The organism is Pseudomonas sp. PvP028, from assembly GCF_017832255.1.
GTDB lineage: Bacteria > Pseudomonadota > Gammaproteobacteria > Pseudomonadales > Pseudomonadaceae > Aquipseudomonas > Aquipseudomonas syringae.
Window position 1 is genome coordinate 5,435,304 of the sequence record NZ_JAFIBL010000001.1, and the last position, 22,381, is coordinate 5,457,684.

Consider the following 22,381-nt stretch of genomic DNA (forward strand, 5'->3'; position numbering starts at 1 on the left):
CGCCGATAAAGAATGCTTAAGGCTCACAACCTACGATAGAAACAAGCCTGCGCCTCTGGGTGGCCCCTTCAAGTCTGTAAACCTTATCCCCGAGGAGGCGTTATGGCAATGCGGGTTACTCTGGAAAAACCGATCATCGGTGTAGATGTCGCCAAGAATGAGCTGGTGATCTACCACGATCAATATGATCGACTTGAGGCAATCCCCAATACCAAAGTCGCCATCACCCAATGGCTGAAGGCCTTGGCGAGCAGCTGCGCCATCGCCATCGAAGCCACTAACGTCTATCACGTCCTGTTCGCGGATGCGGCCTACGAAGCAGGCTGTGACGTTTATATGGTGGATGGCTATCAGCTCAGTCATTACCGTAAAGGCGTCAACATACGCGCCAAAACCGATGCCCAAGATGCTCGTTTGTTGGCCCGATACCTGAAAAACGAGCTTGATGAGTTGCGGCCCTGGATACCTGCGAGCCCGCTTTATCGGCAGCTTCTGAGCCTGTTCCGACGTCGTGCAGCCTTGGTTCAGGCTCGTACTGGCCTGGTACAAAGCTGGACCAACGAGCCTTTTCTGAGAACAGCGTTCGCCAATCAGGTCAACTCGATGAAACGATTTGAGGCGCTCGTTGAAAAGAAGATTCGCGATGTACTGCAGGAAGCCGGGCTGATGAGGCAGGTCAACCGCTGTATGAAAGTAGAGGGGATCGGCTTTCTGACTGCAGCTCGCTTGGTCACTTCTTTTCAGCGAGGCGAGTTCAGCGGAGCGAACGCCTTTATCGCGTTTCTTGGGCTGGACCTGAGAGTATCCAAATCAGGGCAAAGTGATGGACCTCGTCGATTGACCAAACGCGGCGATCCAGAAGCCCGACGGTTGCTGCACAACGCGGCTATGTCCGGGAGCCGTACGCCGGCCTGGAAGCCTTTTTATGAAGAGCAGAGAAAGCGTGGCTTTAGTACAACTCAAGCGCTGGTCATGCTCTCCCGAAAGTTGGCTCGAGTAGTCTTCGCTCTGTTAAAGAACCAGAGCGAATATCAAACAAAAGTGGTTTGAGGGCTTTCCCAAAACCATAGAATCTCCTACGCCCGCGGGGCAGAAGCCTTGTTTCCAGGCGTGGATGTGCCGCCACCAGCGCTTTCGCGAACAGGCTCGCCTGACATTCCGTGCATGGTCTGCCACGCATTGGGCAGTAAGTCGCAGGGACCTGTGTGGGCGAACATGCTCGCGAAAGCGTGACGGCTGATCAATCACTGGGCGGATTTGTGGTCCAGCGCTGCGTAGAAATTAGCGCTTTGTTGCAGGTATTTGGTTGTGTAGGTCGCAGTGTAGGTCTGAGCGGCATGAGCTTTCTTGTCGTTCACTTCGACACTGGCGCTGGCCGGGAGAGCGACGCTTGCCGAGATAGCAGATGCAGCGATGATGGAGAAAAGATTGAAATTCATGTCGGTCACCCCTCTTGTCTGTCTTTACGCTGGTTTGAAGTCCTGACCGTTATGGCCGTGACTCAAACTTACGCCCGAGGGTGGTTCAGCAGAAATCTTTTGTAGCACTAACCCATATCATCAAGAATGATAACGGCTCCAGCCCTTATATCGTAAGGGCTGGAGCCGGGGCGGCTTACTTGTCAGTCAGAAAACGCAGGTAAGAAGGTGCATCTGCATCGAATTTCTGTACCGTTTCACCGATCTTCCCGCTCTGCGGATCACGGCGAACGGTCACGATCTGGTTGCTCTTCTGATTGGCGAACAGCATGAACTGGCCAGTCGGATCGAATGCGAACTCGCGGGGCTCCTTGCCTTCCAGGGAACGACGCTGAATTTCTTCAAGCTTGCCGCTGGCCTGATCGATGCGGAACACCACAACCTGATTCGCGTCACCCCGATTGGTCACGTACAGAAACTTGCCATCCGGTGAAGTGTGCAAGGCGCCACCACCGTTTTTCTCGTCCACGCCCTTGTTCTTCATGTCGACCAGTTGGGTCTGCTTGAAGGCGCCGTCATGGTAGTCGAACACCGCCACCTGAGCCGTCATCTCCAGTACCAGCCAGGCATGTTTGCCATCGCCACTGAAGAGGGTATGACGGGGTCCGGAACCGCCCGGCAACTGCACGAACGGTACCTTGGCTGGCTGCAACGGCTTGGCCTGGCTTGCGTCGTAGTGATACACGAACAGCTTGTCAGCGCCCAGGTCGGCAGTCACCACGTACTTGTCATCCGGGGTCGGTACGGCCAGGTGCACATGCGACGACATCTGCCGCTCACTGTTGACCTTGCTTCCAGGCCCCAGCGGCAGCACCTGAACGGCTTCGCTCAACGTGCCGTCCTTGCCCACCGGCACCACGGTCAGCGCGCCGCCCGGGTCAGGGTTTACGGCGTAGTTGGCCACGAACAGGTAGCGACCGTCATAGCTCAGGCTGGAGTGCGTCGGTTCTTCACCGCGGCTTTGAACCTGATTGATCGGCGTGATCTGACGGGTTTTCGGGTCGATCGCGAAGCTGCTGACCTTACCGACCGCGTCTTTTTGTCCAGGGCCGTTTTCATTGACCGCGAACAGATAGCGCTGGTCTCTGGAGACGGTCAGCCAGGACGGGTTTTCGGCCTTGACCACTTGCAACGGCTTGGCATCGATCATCCCGGTTTTGCTGTCGAAGGCAAAACGATAGATCCCTTCACTCTTGCCTTGCGTGTAGGAACCTATCAGCAATTCAGTATCGGGCATGGCTTGGGCCTGCAGGGTAAATGCGCTCATGGCACTGGCAATCGCCAGCCACGGCAGAAATTTATGGGGCATGGGGGCATCCCTTGTTATCGAAGTTATTGATGCCTGTTACGGCACTGTCGGGGTCTATGACAGCGCCAGCCCGCATTTACTCAATCCTGCGCGGAATCATCTTCATCGGAGGGGGTAAAGGCATCCAGGCAGATGATCCGGTGATCGGCGTTGCCGTCATTGATCACCCAGCTTTGCAGGGACTCATCGAAGGTCGCAGCCTCGACTTGCGCCTTGGTGAAGCGCCATACCTTGCGCTCGCGGCCGTCCATGCATTCGACGTTCAGTTCCTCGCCCAGAGAGAAATCCCAGGCGTGCAGACCGTCGATTTCCAGCATGGTGGAGGCTTCGAGTGCGGCGAGCAGTGTGGTGGGTGTGGTGGTCATGAAATTCATCCGGCCAGCAAAAGCGCGAATGATAGGGCAAAAGGCAGGCGCAGATACAGTCGGAGCGCAAGTAGAGCCGTACCAGCGCCGAGCGCTGGTACGGTGGGCAATCAAACAGGTACGGCGAGTTTGTGCTTACAGCTTGCCGATGCCGCCCGGCTGGAACACTGGCTCGCTCGGTGCCAGGCCATTGACCAGCGGCTTACCGAACTCGGCCTGACTGATCTCGAAACGATCGCCGGGCTGTGTGCGTACGCCATCGGCAAACGACAGGGTCGCGGTGCCGAAGAAATGCACATGCACGTCACCGGGCCTGAGGAACTGTGCATACTTGAAGTGGTGGTATTCGAGGTTTTCCAGGCTGTGGCACATGTTCGCTTCGCCACTGAGGAACTCTTTCTCCCACAGCACCTTGCCGTCGCGCCAGACCCGGCTGGTGCCCGACAGGCTTTGCGGCAAGTCGCCCACGCGCAACTCCGGCCCGAACGAACAGGCGCGCAGTTTCGAATGCGCCAGATACAGGTAGTTGCGACGCTCCATGACGTGATCGGAGTATTCGTTACCGATGGCGAAGCCCAGGCGATAAGGCTTGCGGTCATGACCGATGACGTACAGGCCGCTCAGCTCGGGCTCTTCCCCGCCGTCTTCGGCAAAGGGCGGCAACGAAAACGAATGTCCGGGGCGCACGACAATGCTGCCGTCACCCTTGTAGAACCACTCGGGCTGAACACCGGCCTGCCCCGCCACCGGCTTGCCGCCTTCGACGCCCCATTTGAAGATACGCATGGTATCGGTCATCGAGGCTTCGTCGCCGGACTGCTGGTGCATCTTGTCGCGTGCCGACGCACTGCCCAGATGGGTCAGCCCGGTGCCACTGACCAGCAGGTGCGCCGGATCAGGATGGTCGAGCGGCGGCAGGATCCGCAGCTCCTCAAGCAACTGTGAATAGTCATGCGTTTCGCCAACGCCCCGCTGCTCGACCTGATGCGCCAGAGCCGAACCCGCCTCGATCGCCGCCAGCGCCAGCTCGCGAACACTCTCGACACCCTGGACCTCACGCACCTGATCATCGTCGACCAGACCGACCCGACGCTGACCGTCGCTCAATTCAAACTGTACTAAACGCATGAAATTCTCCTTCCAGATAATGGGCCGCTGAAAACCTATCTCGCCTTGGCACTCGCCGCGAAGTCGGACACTGGCAGCACATGCTTGCGCTCCAGCACGTGATAAACGATGCCGGTCAGCAGCAGCCCGAAGACCATGACGCCCGACAGAAAATACAGGCCCGATGCCAGGCTGCCGGTGATTTCCTTCAACGCACCGATCACGAATGGCCCAATGTAGCCGCCCAGGTTGCCGACCGAATTAATCAGCGCGATACCGGCTGCGGCACTGGCACCGGCAAAGAACCGTCCTGGCAAGGTCCAGAACACCGCCGTGCAGGAAAACAGTGCGAACGCCACGACGCACAATGCAGCCAGCTGCGCCACCGGCATGGTCAGCCAGGCGCTGCAGAACAGGCCGATGGCGCCCAGTACATACAGCACGGCCAGATGCCCGTAACGGTCGTTGAGGCGGTCGGAACTGCGCGGCACGATCAGCAGACCGATGATGCCGAAAATGTACGGCACCGACGACACAAAGCCGGTGGTCAGGTCACTGCCACCGAACTGTTTGATCAGCGTCGGCAGCCACAGGCCCAGACCGTAGATGCTCAAGGTCACCGGCAGGTAGAACAGCGCCAGAAGCAACACCCGCTTGTCTTTCAGGGCATGCAACGGATTGCCGTGACGAGTCTGGCCGTACTCTTCAAGATCCTTTTTCAGCTCACCGGTCAGCCAGTCCTTCTCGGCCTGGTCTATCCATTTGACCTGCTGCGGGCCATCCGGCAACCAGCGCAGCACCGGCCAGGTCAGCAGAATCGCCGGCGTGCCGATGACGATGAACAGCCACTGCCAGCCATGCAGGCCGAGTATGCCGTCCATGCCCAGCAAACCACCGGAAACGGGCCCGGTGATCATCATGGCGATGGGTTGCGAGAGGATGAAAAGGCCAAGGATCTTGCCGCGATGGCGCACCGGAAACCACTGGGTGATGTAGTACAGCACACCGGGGAAGAAGCCCGCCTCGGCAGCGCCCAGCAGAAACCGCATCACGTAGAAGCTGTGCGGGCCCTGGACGAAGGCCATGCCGATGGTGATCGCGCCCCAGGTGATCATGATCCGCGCGAACCAGCGGCGTGCGCCGAAACGCTCGAGCATCAGGTTGCTGGGGATCTCCAGCAGGAAATAACCGATGAAGAACAGTCCGGCACCCAGCCCGTAGGCGGCGTCGCCGATACCGATGTCCGCGCCCATGTGCAGCTTGGCAAAGCCCACGGCAGAGCGGTCTACATAAGCGATCAGGTACAGCAGGATAAGGAAAGGAATCAGTTTGAACGTAATGCGGCGTATAAGCCGCAGTTCCTGGCTCATGTGGGCGGTCTCCCATTGTTTTTGTTATGGAACCTGCGGGGATCGCCTCTGTGCCTGGGGGCTGAATAACACTGCACATGCGCCAGGATGATCCCTCGTCTACGAACGACTATATAGTAATACTATTTAAACTGACAACTCTTCCAATACGCGTTTTTTAGGCTTACCTTAGCCAGCAGTATTGCCATTAAGTCTTACAATAAGAGAGCCGATCATGTCTGACTCCGATAAAAAACCGACCCTCCGTTCTGCCCAGTGGTTTGGCACTGCCGACAAGAATGGCTTCATGTACCGCAGCTGGATGAAGAATCAGGGCATTGCCGACCACCAGTTTCAGGGCAAGCCGATCATCGGCATCTGCAATACCTGGTCGGAGTTGACCCCCTGCAACGCGCATTTCCGGCAGATCGCCGAGCATGTCAAACGTGGCGTGATCGAAGCAGGCGGCTGGCCGGTGGAGTTTCCGGTGTTTTCCAACGGCGAATCCAACCTGCGCCCTACCGCTATGTTCACCCGCAACCTGGCCAGCATGGACGTTGAAGAAGCGATTCGCGGCAACCCCATCGATGGCGTCGTGCTGTTGACCGGCTGTGACAAGACCACCCCTGCCCTGTTGATGGGCGCTGCCAGTTGCGACATCCCCGCCATCGTCGTCACCGGCGGACCGATGCTCAACGGCAAGCATGAAGGCAAGGACATCGGCGCCGGCACTATCGTCTGGCAGATGCACGAGTCCTACAAGGCCGGGACCATCAGCCTTGATGAATTCCTCTCCGCCGAAGCCGGCATGTCGCGTTCGGCTGGCACCTGCAACACCATGGGCACGGCGTCGACCATGGCCTGCATGGCCGAAGCGCTGGGCACTTCGCTGCCGCACAACGCGGCCATTCCGGCGGTGGATTCGCGGCGTTACGTGCTGGCGCACATGTCCGGCATGCGTGCCGTCGACATGGTCCGCGAAGACCTGCGCCTGTCGAAGATTCTCACCAAGGCCGCTTTCGAAAACGCCATCCGGGTAAACGCGGCCATCGGTGGCTCGACCAACGCCGTCATCCACTTGAAAGCCATCGCCGGACGCATCGGCGTCGATCTGGACCTGGATGACTGGTCACGCATGGGCCGTGGCATGCCGACCATCGTCGACCTGCAACCTTCCGGGCGCTTCCTGATGGAAGAGTTCTATTACGCCGGCGGCCTGCCCGCCGTGTTGCGCCGCATGAACGAAGCCAGGCTGCTGCCCAACCCGGATGCCTTGACCGTCAATGGCAAGAGCATTGGCGAAAACACCTGTAACTCACCGATCTATGGTGAAGATCAGGTGATCCGCGCGCTGGATAACCCGATCCGCGCCGACGGCGGGATTTGCGTGCTGCGCGGCAACCTCGCGCCGCTGGGTGCCGTGCTCAAGCCCTCGGCCGCGACACCGGCACTGATGCAGCACCGTGGCCGCGCAGTGGTGTTCGAGAATTTCGAGATGTACAAATCGCGAATCAACGATCCGGATCTGGACATTGATGCCAACTCGGTCATGGTGCTCAAGAACTGCGGCCCCAAGGGCTATCCGGGCATGGCCGAGGTCGGCAACATGGGCTTGCCAGCCAAGCTGCTGGCGCAGGGCGTGACTGACATGGTGCGCATTTCCGATGCGCGCATGAGCGGCACGGCTTACGGCACAGTGGTTCTGCATGTGGCGCCGGAAGCCGCAGCGGGCGGACCGCTGGCGGTGGTCAAGGAAGGCGACTGGATCGAGCTGGACTGCGCTGGCGGGCGTCTGCATCTGGACATCCCGGAAGCCGAACTGGCTGCGCGCCTCGCCGACTGGCAGGCTCCGCCTCAATTGCTGCTGGGTGGCTATCGCCAGCTGTACGTAGACCGGGTGATGCAGGCGGATCAGGGCTGTGATTTCGACTTCCTGGTCGGTTGCAGAGGCTCCGAAGTGCCCCGCCACTCGCACTGACAAAAGCGGCGGTTTGCCTGACTCAGGCAGCCGCCGCAAGTGTTACGCAATGGTATGATGCCCAGCAAACACCGCCAGGACCGACCAGCGTTCCCATGGATTATCGAAAGCCTTCCGACCGAAAAAGCATGCACGCCCGTATTGTCCAGGAACTGGGCATGCAGATCGTATCCGGACGTTTCAAGCCTGACGAAAAGTTGCCTGCCGAAGCGCTGCTCTGCGAAGAGTACGCCGTCAGCCGACCGGTCCTGCGCGAAGCGACACGGGTTCTGGTGGCCAAGGGTCTGGTTTATTCGCGTCCGCGTGTCGGCACGGTAGTCAAGGCGCGTCGCGAATGGCATCTGCTGGACCCGGACGTGCTGCACTGGGTCATGCAAAGCTCGCCGCAGAATGAGTTCTTCCATCTGCTGACCAGCGTACGCGCGGTCATCGAGCCAGCGGTTGCCGCACTGGCCGCGCAGCATGCCACCGACGCAGAGATCGAGTCGATCCACGAAGCCTATCTGCGCATGGAAGCTGCGCCGACGCCGGAAGACCTGTTGCAACCCGACCTCGACTTCCACAGCCGCATCGCCGACGCCACCCACAACGATCTGCTGGCGCACTTGTGCAACATGCTGTCACTGGCGTTGCGCGAAGCGCTCAAATACTCCAACAAGCGTCCTAACCTGCACGAACTGGCCATGCCACGCCACAAGGCGATCCTCACCGCCATCCAGAACCGCGACGCACTGGGCGCACGCCACGCGTCACTGGTGCAACTGGACGATGCGCGCAATGCGCTGAGTGTGGTACTCGGCGGAGGCTGATGGGTTGCCAGCGCGAGGATCAACCGTTGCAGGCCGCTGATGTTCTCCCCCTCTGGATGCAGCCTATCGCCAGCACGTACATCAACAGGCTGACTACAAAGGGAGCGCCCAGCCACAGAACATGCTGGCCTGAGCCCAGGTTACCGGCAAATATCAGGGCACCAATCACTGGCGCCAGACCGCCCACCAGACTCAACAGGGACGTCAGCCCGCCTTGCAGCTCGCCCTGGTGCCCCGCCCTGGCATGACGCGAGAGCTCACTGCGCAGTGCCGGCTCGGCAATCAGCCCGACAGCATGGAAACACATCCCTACCACCGTCAGCCAGACGCTTGCAGCGGCCGTATAGAAACCATAACCCAGCAGGCAACAGGCATAACCTGTAACGATGATCCGCTGGTTGGACATGATCGGCGTCAGCTTGCGTACCAGCACGCGCTGCGCGAACGCCATGCCCAGGGCGAGCGCCGCCAATGCGTAAGACACTTCGAGCATGCTCCAGCCATAACGCATCTGATTAGCCAGCACAAAGCAGCTTTGAAATATCCCGTAGGCGAACCACGAGCACGTCGCAGCCAGCAGATACGGCCGCAGGCCTTGCGTACTCCATAGTCCTCGCAGGCTGCCAAACGGGTTGGTTCGCCGCCATTCGAAGGCACGCCGATGCTCGGCCGCAAGGCTCTCCGGTAATCTCATGTAGCCGTACAGCAGATTGATTGCCGCCAGGCCGCCAGCGACCAGAAAGGGCAAGTGCGGTCCATAAGACGCAAGTCCCCCGCCTATCACCGGGCCAAAAACAAGCGCTATGGCGATAACACTTCCCGCGGCACCGTAGAAATGCGTGCGCTGCTCGCCCTCACTGATGTCCGCAATATAGGCCATCGCAGTGGCAATATTGGCGGCAGTGATTCCTGCGATGGCACGGCCTATCAGCAAGACCGTCAGGCTGCCGGCGAAGCCAGCCATCAAATTGCCCAGGCACATGCCGGCCAGCGCCAGAAGCAATATCGGTCGGCGCCCATGGCAATCGCTCAGCGCCCCCAGCAGCGGCGCGCATAGAAACTGCATTGCCGAATAAAGTGTCAGCGCAACGCCCAGCGCCAACGAGACATGCTCGGCAGACGATGGCCAGATAGTCGCGATCAGCGTAGGCATCACAGGGATCGCCAGACCGATGCCAAGTACATCGAGCCCCAATATCAGAAGAATGAATCGCATGGGTGGACGGGTGTCACCTTTTGAGTAACCTCCAGGCATATGTAGACCTCAGACTGATTAATGTAGGCGAGCAGGCGGTGAGCCCGCTCGCCATGTTCGGCAAAGAACGGGTTATCGATCACACTCGGCAAGTTGCTCGATCAATACATCGGCAATTTGCTGGGCGTGGACGGACAGGCAAGTAAAGTGGTCTCCCGAGACATCGACCGTTCTTACCTTCGCCGCACTGAACGACTCCCAGCCCCAGGCATCCGTGTCGCGGATCTCGGGCAGGTTGATGCCGGAGGGCATCGAGTCGACCGCACGAAACAGCACCAGCGAGGCATCAAGCGCAACTTTGGGCGGGTCATAGCGCATACCGAAGGCGGCAGCAGCCTTGTACACGTTGAACAGCCCCCGGATGCTTCCCTCATCGCCACGTGCATCCAGCAACCCGTGACGTTCCAGCGTGTCTTTCAGGTAGCGGATCTTTTCCTCATCATCCAGATGCTCGAGCGCCAGCAACTCCTCGCGGCCAAGCTTGATCGGCTTGTCGAAGTAATGCCCGAAGATACTCAGCAACGAACCCAGTACCTGAGCATCAGTGGGCACCTGCATTTGCGTATACGGAGGTGCCGCCGAGTCGAACAGCGCCAGCAGGCCCACCTGGTCGCCACGCGCTTCAAGACGTCTGGCGATTTCATAAGCTACTTTTCCGCCAAGTGAATGACCACCCAGCAGATACGGCCCGTGCGCCTGAACCGACTTCATGCAGCGAATATAGTGTTCGGCCATCTCCTCGACGCTGAAGTGAGGCTCAGTCTTGCCATCGAGCCCAAGGCATTGCAGACCGTAGAAAGGCCGCTGCATACCCATGGCCTTGGCCAACCCAAGCACTTGATTGACGTTGCCCCCCATGCCCGGCAGACAGAAGAATGGTCTCCCCTCGCCGTTTCGCTGCACCGGCACCAGACAGTAGCGGACGGCGGCTTCATCGGCATCGACGGGCGTATCGTCGGCGCCACTGCCCAACGAGCGAGCGATTCGCTCGATGGTCGGCTCATCGAGGAACTCGGCCAACGTCAGGCACTGCTGAAAGCGCGAACGAATTCGCGAAATCAGCTGGGAGCCCAACAGCGAGTGTCCGCCCAGATCGAAGAAGTTATCCAGCACACCCGGCATATCACCGCCTAGCAGCTCTTGCCACAACTGCGCGACTTCCTGTTCCACAGCATTGCGTGGCGCGACACGCTCGGCCCCAGAGTCGAACAGCGCTGTTGCACGGCCAGCCGATGTCGTGCCGCCGCGCTGCAGTTGATTGATCAGTTGTTGCAGATCCTGCGCCTTGCTCACGACGATCTGGGCCGTGTTCTGCGCCAGGGCCAGCTCGAACAACTGGCAACCTTCTGCGTTGGTCAGCCCGCGCACTTCGTCAATCGGCGCCTGCTCGGGGTGCGCCCTGTCATAGGCAACACGCATACCTGCCTGCGCCCATGCATCCCAGTTGAGCGAAACCACAGGCATGCCCTCCTGACGACACGCCTGCGCGCGAGCATCCAGATAAGCGTTGGCGGCGGCGTAATCCGCCTGGCCCAGACCACCCAGCACTGACGCCAATGAAGAACACAGGAATATGAACTCGACAGGTTCCTCGCGCAAAACCTCTATCAGCACATCGGTGCCGACTACCTTGCTGCCCATGACCTGGGCCCATGCATTCGCCTGGCTCAGTTGGATGAGACCGCTGGCTTGCACGCCTGCGGCGTGTATGGCTCCAGAGATACGCCCGTGCTGACGTCTGACCTGGTGCAACGCTGCGGTGAAAACCTCACGATCAGCACAATCGACCGCCATGTGTTGAATCCGCGCACCCTGCTGTTCCAACGCCTGCAGCGCTTGCCCGACCTCATCCGTGACCGTCGCAGAGCGGGACATCAGGACTAACGTGACGGCTTTTACCTTCGCAGCCAGATGACTGGCCAGCGCAAGCCCCATGCCGCCCAGACCACCGGTAACCACATAGGTCCCGCCCTCCTCGAACTGCTGCGGAGGTTGCAAGACTTGCAGCGCTCGCAGGCAAGGCTCATGGAACGTCTGTTTGCGCAACGCCAGGGTCGAAGCAAGCGGGGATGCCTGGTCTGGATCGATGTGCTGGAGTGCCTGAAGCAGCAGCGTCTCGTTCTCCGCCGCATTGGCCAGCGGCAGATCGAAATGACGGCACTGAATCTGTGGCAGCTCCCACGTAAGTGTGCGAACCACGCCAGACAAGGTCGCTACACAGCTGTTGACCGGCTCATCGTCATCCACCTGGCAGGCACCTTCGGTCACCAGTGACAACACTGTGGTGTTTGCGGCATGAGGGATGTACGCCTGTACCAGCGACATAAGATCGGTAAACAGCGTAATCGCAGCGTGTTCGCCTTGCGTCGGTTGCGCCCCACCAGCCATGTAAATGATCTGACTAGGCAAGGCCTCTTGCGCCGCCAGTGTATTGAACAGTTGCTCATACGCCTGAGCATCGCCGCGAGCAATTATCGCGACCGCAGTGCCGGAATCACCGGCATCTGCTATGCAGACACTGTCCGGCGGCAGCGAGAAGAGCATGCTGTTATCGGCTGCAACGCCGCGCATCACAACCAGCCAGGGCCCTTGTAATGGCGAGTCGCTCCTTGGCGGCAATGCCGGGCGCCATGCAGGCGCCTGGCACCAGTCAAGGGGCTCAGTGCGCTGTGCCTCCGATGCAACTCGCTCCTCGCGCAAAGTGAAGCCGATGACCTCGGCCAGCAGCGCCCCGACTCCGCCGTCGTTGTCGACTTCGAACAGTTGCACATCATAGACATTACTGCGGACCCGCCGTGCATGGCTGTAAAGCCGGGAGCGCAGTGGTGCATGAATAGTCAGGCGCTGGTAATGGAACGGCAATCTGCGGGTGCGGTTTTCCATGATCGAGAGAAAACCGGTCGCCATGTCGAGCAACGCCGGATGCAGCGCAAAGCGCTCAACATCATCGGCAAACGCCTGATCGAGCTCCAGGAGCGCCAACCCCTCATCCTCACTAAGCCAGATCGAACGAAAGCACTTCCAGCGAGGCCCGAACAAGCCGAGACGCGTGTTCAATGCCGCATGTTCGACTTCATCGGCAAGACAGTCGGCATGGTCGGCCTGAAGCTGCATCAGCGCTGTTGGTACGGAACGCTCCCGGTCGTGGCGCTTGATGAAGCCTTGGGCGTGCAGCATTGTGTGCTGCTGCGGACTGTTACCCTCGTCCGATACCGACTCGAGGAAAAACTCAGTGCTCTCGGCGTGATCCTTGAATGTAATCAGCACGCGTTGCGAGGCCTGCTCATCTTCCATAACCAGAGGGGTCGGGAAGTAAACATCACTCAGCTCGATCGACTCGATACCTTCCATACGCGCATAGGCATTGCGCACCAGTTCGACGCATCCGGTGCCGGAAAGCACTGGCCTTCCTTCGAAGACCCGATGTTCGTCCACCAGCCAGAGTTGTGGCGACAGGCTCAACCGGAATTGCCGGCGATTACCATGCATACGCTGCCAGTGCAGGAACAACGGTGCCTCGTGCTGCGCAGAAGAAGCCGTCCCGGCAGCCTCGATCCAGTGGCTGTCCCGCGCGAACGGATAGGTCGGCAGCGGCACGCGTGCGCCGTCTGTACACCCTGTGGCCTGCGCCCAACCGAAACGTGCCCCCTGCCTCCACAATGACGCGATGCCTTCCGCCAACGCCGCCTCGTCCGACCGGCTGTCCCGTGCATGCCGAGTGCAACCAAGCACACACAAGGGCTCAGCATAGGATTTCAGTGCACTCTGAAGAGCACGGCCAGGGCCGACTTCGAGAAAAATCGGGTCTTCCAGTTCGTCGGCAAGCAGCGCGATACCGTCAGAAAAGCGCACGGTATCCAGCAGATGAGACGCCCAATAATCACTCTGGCTGCTCGAATCGATCGAGAACCAACCACCGTTGTGGTTGGACACCAGCGCGATAGTCGGGGGCTGAACAGAGAACCCGTTAACAACTGCCTTCAACGCGTGCGCCGCAGGAGCCATCATGCGGGAATGAAAAGCGTGCGAGGTATCCAGTACACGCCCCACGAGCCCTTCATCGGCCAGTTGTCGCTCGACCCGCGCAATGGCATCAAAATCACCCGCCAGGACACATTGCAGCGGCCCATTGACGGCAGCCAGCTCCACGCCGTGCCCCAGAAAACGCGTGCAGTCTGCTTCCGAGAGGCCAACGGCAAGCATTGCACCGGGCGCTTGACGTTGCATCAGGCGGCCCCGTTCGACAACCAGCTTCAAGCTGTCCTCAAGACTGTAGACACCCGCAAAACAGGCAGCCACCAGCTCACCAAGGCTATGGCCTATGAGCGCCTGCGGTTGGATACCGCGGCCTTGCAACAACAGGGCGCACGCGTACTCGACCACAAAAAGTGCCGGCTGCGCGACCTCGGTCCGGCTCAGGGTGTCGCCTGTTTCGCCACCCGCTGGCGGGTACAGACAGGCCAGGATGTCGACGCCATAGCGCTGCAATATGACTGCACAGCGGTCAACTGTCTGCCGAAATACCGCCTCACTGTCGTAGAGGCCCTTGAACATGCCCGTGTACTGGCTGCCCTGCCCGGAAAACATGAACACGATCGGACGATCCTGTCTGCGTTCCATTAGCGCTGTGGACGAAGGCGCCTGCAGCGCGTGCAAGGCTCCGGCAATACTCTGGCTGACGACGCTATCCCTGAAGGCAAATCGCGTGCGACCCTCTCCCAGCGTGAAGGCGATATCGCGTAGGTCGGCTGCGGGATTCTGCAGGCAGGTGATCAGTTGCCGACGCTGATGATCCAGCGCTGCAGCGGAGCGTGCGGAGAACGGCAGTATGTACCAGCGTTCGCTATCGTCATGCGGGCGTACCGACGGCCGAGGAGGTTCCTCGACAATGACGTGCGCATTGGTCCCGCCGATGCCGAAGGAGCTGACGCCTGCCCGACGTGGCGAGGCCGCTGCCGGCCATGGTCTGGAGGTCGTGTTGACATAAAACGGGCTGTCGCTGAAATCGATTTCGGGATTGGCCCGCGTGAAGTTCAGGCTTGCAGGCAGGACGTCGTGTTGCACGGCAAGTATGGCCTTGACCAGCCCGGCGACGCCCGAGGCCGCATCAAGATGACCGATGTTGCTCTTCAATGAACCAAGGGCACAAAAGCCCGGCGTGACATGTGGCAAAGCGCTGGTATAGGCCTGCGTCAACGCACGGACCTCTACCGGGTCACCCAGACGAGTGCCGGTGCCATGCGCCTCGACGTAACCAATGGAATCTGCGCTGATATTCGCTGCATCGAGTGCAGCGCTCACCACTTGGGCCTGCCCATGAACACTGGGCGCGGTGTAACTGACTTTACTGGAGCCATCATTATTGATCGCCCCGCCCTTGATCAAGGCATGAATATGGTCGCGATCTTCGATTGCCCTGTCAGCCAGTTTGAGGACCAACACTGCACAACCGCTGCCGCCAGTAGTGCCACTGGCCTGGGCATCGAAAGGCCGGCAATGGCCATCGGCAGAAATGATGCTGCCCGGTGCCGCCTGGTAACCGTAGTATTGAGCTTCGACCGAAGCACCGCCGACGATCACCATGTCCGACTCGCCACGCAGCAAGCTTTCGCAGGCCATCTGGACCGCTACCAGTGACGAGGAGCAAGCCGTTTCGACGGTAATCGCAGGTCCCGCGAGATTGAGTTTGTAAGCCACACGCGAAGCCATGAAATCGCGGCCATTACCCAACAACCACTGGATGTTCTCCAGTTGCAGCTCCTGGCGCCTCGGGTAAACGTGATCGAGCAGGTAATGGCTGGTGCTCGCGCTTGCAAATACGCCCACGCGCAAATCGTTCAGAGCGCCGCCATAACCGGCGGCTTCCATCGCGGCCCATGCGCATTGAAGGAAGATGCGCTGCTGAGGATCCATCAACTGTGCTTCCCGCGGTGAGAAGCCGAAGAACTCGGCGTCGAACTTGTCGACGTCCTCAAGACGATTGCCACACTTGACGAAATCGTCACGCTCCAGCAGATCAGGGCTTACGCCATGCGCGAGCATGACTTCATCACTGAAGTAAAGAGTCGACTCCACCCCCTCGGTGAGGTTCTGCCAGAACTCGCTCAGGTCAGCGGCGCCCGGAAAGCGCCCGGCCATGCCGACCACCGCCAGCGTGCGGTTCCCAGGATCAATGACAGGTGATGCCTCGCTGGCTTGGCGAACCTCCGGCAAAGGCCCATGCAAGCGTTCCAGATGAGCGACCAGACCACGCAGCGTCGGGTATTCGAAAAGGTCTGTCATGGCCACGGGCGCCTGCAAAAGCTCGCTCAACCGTTTTTGCGTCTCGACAATGCGTAACGAGTGGCCACCGAGATCGAAAAAGTTATCGTCCGAATCGATTTCCTGGCAATCGAGCACTTCCTGCCAGATCTTTCTGACCGTGTTGTGCAGGCGTTTTCCAGCAGGCCTGACCGCGGCAGGAAGGGTCGCCGTCGTCCCGACTGCAGTACCTTCCTGAGCGCGCTGATCAACGCGATTTTCGAGCGACTTGCGATCGACTTTGCCAGTACGGCTAAGCGGCAGCTCGGGCAAGCAGATAAGACGCTCCGGCACCATGTGCGCTGGCAGCACCTTGGCCAGTTCTGCACGTACCTGCGCAACGCTCGGCTTGCCGATGTAATACCCCACCAGAACCTTGTTGCACTGGTCATCCTGTTTGACGACCACGACCGCCTGCTCCAGCCCGGCTATCGCGTTCAAACGCGTTTCGACATCGCCCAGCTCAATGCGAAAACCGCGAACCTTGACCTGATTATCAATACGCCCGACATAGCTCAGGCTTCCATTGAATTGACGCACGACAAAGTCGCCGGTGCGGTACAGACGCGCCTCGGGCAAAACGCCGTATGGGTCGGGAAGAAACACGTGCTCGGTGCGCTCATCCAGATTCAGATAACCCTGTGCCACCCCGCTTCCGCCAATGTAAAGCTCGCCGGGTACACCGCAGGGAAGAGGGTTCAGATACGGGTCCAGGACGTACATTCTGACGTTGTCCAGAGGCCGCAATACCAAGGCACCTCGTTCATCCCAGTAATCCCGGGCAGATGCATACACCGTCGTTTCGGTCGGACCGTAACCATTGAGGAAGCGTCTGCCCGCTGCCCACGTCTGGGCGACGTTGGCCGGACAGGCTTCACCGGCGCTGATGATGACTTTCAGCTCGGCAAGTTCGGCATGGGGGAGCAAGCGCAGGGCCGTCGGCGTGATCTGCAGATGAGTAATATGTTGCTCGCGCAGAAGCGTCACCAGGTCCGGCCCCGGAAGCAGCTGTTCAGACGCTGCAAATACCAGTGTGGCGCCGCTGATCAGCACCGGAAACACCTCGCCACAAACCCCGTCGAAGACTGGCGAAAAGTACTGCAGCTGGCGCGACTGACCAGTCAGTTCCAGTGTTCGCGCAAATGCATTCGCGGTGTTATCGATATTGCGCTGCGAAACCATCACCCCCTTGGGCTGCCCGGTCGAGCCAGAGGTGTAAAGAATATAGGCCAGATCCTGAAGCTCACGCTGGCAGGCCGGAGCAGACCATTCGCCCTGGGCACCTTCGAAGTCGTCGACCAGTAACGTGTCCAGCCCCAGAGCGGCAAGCTCGTGTGCCAATCCTCGATGACCCACCACGCGGTGCAATGCTGCGTCTTTGATCATGTAGCCCAGCGCACCTTCCATCGAATCCTGCGGATTCAAGGGGACAAAGGCACAGCGCGCCTTGAGGATCCCAAGCATGCCTGCCACCAGATAGGGATGCCGTCCAGTGAACAGGCCGATGTGCTCACCGGCTTGCACACCCTTCTTTATCAACGCGTGAGCGATGCCGTTAGCTAATCGGTCCAGCTCGGCATATGTCCAACAGCGTTGCTGCAACTGAAGGGCAATAGCCTGCGGAGTCTGACGTACACGCTGTTCGAAACGGCTGACGACATCGCCATCGCCAAAGTCGCGTGCAGTATCGTTGTACTGGCTAATCAGCCTCTGGTGTTCAGCTGCAGACAGCATCTTCACCTGAGCGACGGTCTGCTCGTCATTAGCCAGCATATTTTCCAGCAGACACTGAAAATGTCCTGCCATTCCCGAGATAACGGAGCGCTCGAACAGCGACGTGCGATATTTGAATACCCCACTCACCCCTTCGCCTTTGACAGCGCGCAACTCCAGCATAAGGTCCAGCTTCACCTCAGAGGAGGCCAGGGAGATTTCTTCCGATTTCACGTGCGGCAAGGCAAGCGGCACAGCCGTCGTGCTCTGCACCACCAGGCCTGCCTGGAAAAAAGGATGCTTGCCCGGCAGCCGCTGCGGGTTGAGCACTTGCGCCAGGTAATCGATTGGCACCGAATGATTTGCCTCGGCGGCAAGCAGGGCCTGACGACTCTGCTCGATAACCTGCGCCACACGCAGAGGGCCTCGCAAACGCAGCCGTAACGGAAGCAGGTTAACGAAAAACCCGATCAGGTTCGCACTTTCATCATGGTCCCTTCCCGAGAAGGGCATGCCGATCAGAATGTCGTCCTGCCCGGTGTAGCGATGCAATAGCAGCGCGAACGCGGCATGCATGATCATGGCCGGCGTGCATTGCAGACGCAGGCAAAGCTGATCGAGCCTTGCCGAGCAGTCGGCAGGAAGAGTCAGCGCAACGTAGTCGCCAGCCAACGGATTTCCTTCTCGCGGACTGGAACGTACAGGCAGTACCAGAGGCGGCGGCAAGTCCTGCAGCGATGACTTCCAGGCGTCGAGTTGAGTCGCGAAGGCCCCGGTTTCGAGTTGATTTCGTTGCCAGGCAGCATAGTCCTGATACTGAGCCTCCAGTGCGCTCAGTGTGAGGCGTTCACCTTGCGTCAAGTGCCGATAAAACACTGCCAGCTCCTGACGAAGCAAGGCGCTCGACCAGCCATCGTAGGCAATGTGATGCAGCGTCAGGCACAGAACGTACTCATCCGACGCCGTCTGCAGAAGCAACGCGCGTATCGGCAGTTCCTGGTCCAGCACGAACGGCGTGTGCACCTCCCGCTCCAGCGCAGCCGTGAGCGCTTCGCGAGCGATGGTTTGCTGCCTGAACGGTACACGCGCGGTGTCTGCGTGGCTTGTCACGACCAACGGCTCTTTCTGCGTGACGCCCCGAGCGTCTACAAACGTTTCAAGCTCTCGGGTGAAATGCGTGCGCAAGACTTCGTGGCGCTCAAGCAGCAGATTCAACGCACCTTCCAGCGCAGGAATATCCAGTTGGCCGGTCAGCCGGCATATTTCCGGCATGTTGTAGGCAGTGCCCGGCTCACTGTGCTGGGTCAACCATAGTCGGCGTTGGGCAAACGACAGACGTTGACGCTCGATACCGCTGCTGCGACCGATCGCGGCCGGTCTGGAAGCGACACTGGCCCCTTGGGAGATCTGGATCATACTCAGCATGATCTTTTCGGCGACCTGGGCGACGGTGGGCCCTTCGAACAGGTTTGCAATGCTGAGCGCCACGCCAAAGCGTTTTTTAATCTGCGCGATGACTTGGGTGACCAACAGAGAATGCCCGCCACTCTCGAAAAAGTTATCGTCAATGCCGATACGCGGAATGTTGAGCAGACCTTGCCAGTCTTCGACAAGTTGCTCTTCCAGACTGTTACGCGGTGCGGCATAAGCGCGTGAGTCCTGCGTCCAGTCGGGCTCCGGCAGGCTCTTGCGATCGATCTTTCCGTTTGCGGTCAGGGGCAGTGCCGCCAATACCACCAACAGGCGCGGCACCATATGGCCTGGCAGGCGCTCGCCAAGGTAGGCATTGAGTTGTTGCGCTGTAGCACGGGTTTGCACATAACCGATCAGCTCGGCCTCAGCGCCTGGTGACTGGCGGGTGACCACCGCGCATTCATTCACATCCGGATGGTCGGCAAGTACGCTCTCGACTTCCCCCAGCTCAATGCGGAAGCCGCGAATTTTGACTTGGTTGTCACTGCGTCCAAGAAACTCGATGGTGCCGTCGCGCATGTGCCGACACAGATCACCGGTACGATAGAACCGCTGCTCGCCGACGCCAGGTAAAAACCGTCCGCTGGCCGAGAACGAACCTGTCAGGAAGCTCTTCTCGTTCAATTCAGGGCGATTCATGTAACCGGACGCCACTGCACCGCCACCAATCAACAATTCACCGGGGACAGTGCGCGGCACCAGATTCAGCGTTGCGTCGACCAGGTACAGGGACGTGTTAGGCAGCGGACCGCCAATTGGCAAGCTGCGCTCAGGGTCATACCACCCCGCGTCGGGCTCGAACGTAGCGCTTTCGCAAGTTGCCTCGGTGACTCCGTAAACACTGACAACCCTGGTCTGCGGTCCACACAGCGTCTGCATTTTCCGATACTCGTGGACGAACCAGACATCCGCGCCACAGGTCAGCGTACGCAGGGTATCCAGACGCCGTCCCGTCTCTTCCAGGTAACGTATCATCTGCCGCAGGACCGCCGGCACGAACTCGAGCAACGTCACCCGTTCAGCCGTGATCAGCTCATAGAGTTGTTCAGGGTCAGCCAGACTCTGCCGCGGGCACATTATCAACCGTGCGCCAACCGCCAGCGCGCGGACCACATCGCTCATGAATACGTCAAACGTGAAATTGGCCATCTGCAAAATGCCGGTGACACCTGGCTCGGTCTGACCGTAAGTCTGCTCCAGCGCCTGGAGCAGACTTACCCAACTGCCGTGGGAGACACTGACGCCCTTGGGACGCCCGGTAGAACCGGAGGTAAAAATAATGTAGGCGATGTCCTCCGGCTGTGTGTTGCGCCCCTCGAATTCGTTCTCGTGCAGTGTGCCGGTGGCCTGCGGCAAATCATCCTGCAGAAGGCATGGATAACCCCTCAGTTGCTCCTGATAGGCGCTCAGTGTGAGCACCAGTCTGGGCTCGATGTCCTTGAGCAGATCAGCATGACGGGCATCGTCAATCGCCAGCGGCACATAAATGCCCCCGACCTGATGCACCGCCAGTAACGCGACGATGACCTCTGGCCCATAGCGCTGCACCACTGCGACCCGGTCACCATGCCGAACGCCGGCAGCATGCAGGTGACCCGCCAGGACCCGGGCCTCTGCATCCAGTTGCGCATAGCTGTAACGACGGTTTTCATAGACCAGCGCATCCGCCTCGCCCCATTGCGCGGCACTGCGTTTGAACCATTGATGAAAAGGTGCAAAGGGCGCTTGCGGCGCTGCTGGCTGATGATTGGCCAGGCGCAACGCCTGCTCCACAGCTTCGCACGACAATAGCGAAAAATCGTCAATAGCCCCGTCCGGGTTGCGTGACACCTGCTCCATAATAATCAGCAGGCTATCGATCATCCCCTGCACTGCGCGCTCATCCAGCAATGCGGTGTCATACTCGATTGCGCCGCTCATGCCGCGCGCAGTCAGTGCCAGGGTAAGACTCAGGTCATATTTGGCGGTACAGGAGTCGAGCGTATAAACACGAGTGCGCAGGTTTTCCAGCTCGACCGAAAAATCTTCGTTGGCCATATCGAACAGCACCTGAAACACCGGCGCATGGCTCAGGGAACGCGGGGGCTGAATGGCCTCGACAATCTGATCGAAGGGCACATGGGCATGCTCGAACGTATCGAGTACCGAGGCACGAACTCTTTTGAGCAATTCGACGAAAGAGGGAGAACCCGATGCATCGATCCGGTTTGGCAGCGTATTGACGAAGAAACCGATCACGCCTTCCAGGTCATCGGATTGCCGATTCGACATCGGCGACCCGATGACCAGATCCGACTCTTGCGTATAGCGATACAGCAGCACGGAAAAGGCCGCAAGCCCTACCATATAGGGCGTGACGCGACACTCCTTTGCCAGGTTTTTCAGCGCGTCCGAGACGGCTGCAGGCACTTGAAAATGACAACGCTGACCTGCGTAACGCTGAATGGCCGGACGCTTGTTATCCAGCGGTAATGGCAGTACCGGCGGCGCGCCGGCCAATCGCTGCTGCCAGTGAGCGATATCGGGAGCCCGTTCAGCGTTCGATGGGCTCTGACTCAAATAATCGCCAAAGTCGAAATTCAACGGCTCCGCGTTTACCTCGCTGCCCCGCACCAGCGCCGAATAGGCTGAGGCCACTTCGGAGAGGAAAATCTGCATCGACCAACCGTCGAAAACGATGTGATGAACGTTGATCAGCAGAACATGCTCGTCGGTCGCACAGTGCAGCAACGTCACGCGCAGAAGCGCTTCATGCTCAAGATCGAAAACATAACGCGCTTCGCTTTGCTCGAACGCTTTCAGCGCGGCTTCGCTGTCCGGTTCGGCTCGCAGGTCAACCTTGCGAATCAGCAGTTGCTCATCCACAAGGCGAATGACCGGCTGCCCATCAATACAGGGAAAACGATAGCGCAGTGCGCTCTGGCGCTGATAAACGCTGTCCACTGCTCGCTCGAGGGCCGCGCAATCCAGCGCCCCGTCAATACGCAGTGCAAAAGGCACATTGTAAGTGGCGCTGGCATCTTCCATCTGGTGCATGAACCAGAGGCTTTTTTGCGCAGGCGATAAATTCAGGAAACCCCCGGCTGCCGGGGTCGGCATCCTGACAGCGGACTCGGTGGTTGAAGTGACCGGCTTTTTTTGAGACATGACCATCTCCACCTCGACAGCGACCGATGTCGCTGCGAGGAAGGGTAAATTGGGAGGCTGAGAGGTGAGAAAGCGCGTGGGGGTGCTGTTGCTACCCA

At 59.4% G+C, this 22,381-nt stretch carries 10 protein-coding genes; 3 read left to right on the forward strand and 7 right to left on the reverse strand.

Annotated elements, in window-relative coordinates; genetic code table 11:
• Positions 1-102 precede the first annotated feature (102 nt).
• Positions 103-1,050, forward strand: a complete 948-nt coding sequence (locus JOE34_RS23110) for an IS110 family transposase (protein ID WP_209996703.1) — start codon at positions 103-105, stop codon at positions 1,048-1,050.
• Positions 1,051-1,244: 194 nt separating this feature from the next.
• Here JOE34_RS23110 and JOE34_RS23115 read toward each other — a convergent pair whose 3' ends face one another.
• From JOE34_RS23115 to JOE34_RS23135, 5 genes are all read right to left on the reverse strand, one after another.
• A complete protein-coding gene (locus JOE34_RS23115; RefSeq protein WP_003390722.1) occupies positions 1,245-1,439 on the reverse strand; it encodes a hypothetical protein in 195 nt (64 codons plus the stop codon).
• Between the two features lie 175 nt (positions 1,440-1,614).
• The gene (locus JOE34_RS23120; protein ID WP_003423190.1) at positions 1,615-2,787 is read right to left on the reverse strand and encodes a lactonase family protein; all 1,173 of its coding nucleotides are present in this window, start codon (positions 2,785-2,787) and stop codon (positions 1,615-1,617) included.
• A gap of 80 nt (positions 2,788-2,867) precedes the next feature.
• Positions 2,868-3,152, reverse strand: a complete 285-nt coding sequence (locus JOE34_RS23125; RefSeq protein ID WP_003390727.1) for a DUF5629 family protein — start codon at positions 3,150-3,152, stop codon at positions 2,868-2,870.
• 135 nt (positions 3,153-3,287) lie between these two features.
• A complete protein-coding gene (gene araD1, locus JOE34_RS23130; RefSeq protein WP_209996705.1) occupies positions 3,288-4,280 on the reverse strand; it encodes an AraD1 family protein in 993 nt (330 codons plus the stop codon).
• Between the two features lie 35 nt (positions 4,281-4,315).
• Positions 4,316-5,629, reverse strand: coding sequence for an MFS transporter (locus JOE34_RS23135; RefSeq protein WP_046266137.1), 1,314 nt, complete (start codon positions 5,627-5,629; stop codon positions 4,316-4,318).
• A 214-nt stretch (positions 5,630-5,843) separates the two neighbouring features.
• Here JOE34_RS23135 and JOE34_RS23140 point away from each other — a divergent pair, with 214 nt between their 5' ends.
• Positions 5,844-7,586: an IlvD/Edd family dehydratase gene (locus tag JOE34_RS23140; protein ID WP_003318618.1), complete on the forward strand. Its 1,743-nt coding sequence runs from the start codon at positions 5,844-5,846 to the stop codon at positions 7,584-7,586.
• Between the two features lie 95 nt (positions 7,587-7,681).
• Positions 7,682-8,395 (forward strand): FadR/GntR family transcriptional regulator, encoded by a 714-nt coding sequence (locus JOE34_RS23145; protein WP_003318617.1) that lies wholly within the window; start codon positions 7,682-7,684, stop codon positions 8,393-8,395.
• A gap of 19 nt (positions 8,396-8,414) precedes the next feature.
• Here the strand turns inward: JOE34_RS23145 and JOE34_RS23150 are convergent, their stop codons facing one another.
• Together JOE34_RS23150 and JOE34_RS23155 are read right to left on the reverse strand one after the other, a co-directional pair.
• On the reverse strand, positions 8,415-9,611 hold the full coding sequence (locus JOE34_RS23150) for a tetracycline resistance MFS efflux pump (protein WP_003423180.1): 1,197 nt from the start codon (positions 9,609-9,611) through the stop codon (positions 8,415-8,417).
• 111 nt (positions 9,612-9,722) lie between these two features.
• The gene (locus JOE34_RS23155) at positions 9,723-22,283 is read right to left on the reverse strand and encodes a hybrid non-ribosomal peptide synthetase/type I polyketide synthase (RefSeq protein WP_057445237.1); all 12,561 of its coding nucleotides are present in this window, start codon (positions 22,281-22,283) and stop codon (positions 9,723-9,725) included.
• Positions 22,284-22,381 lie beyond the last annotated feature (98 nt).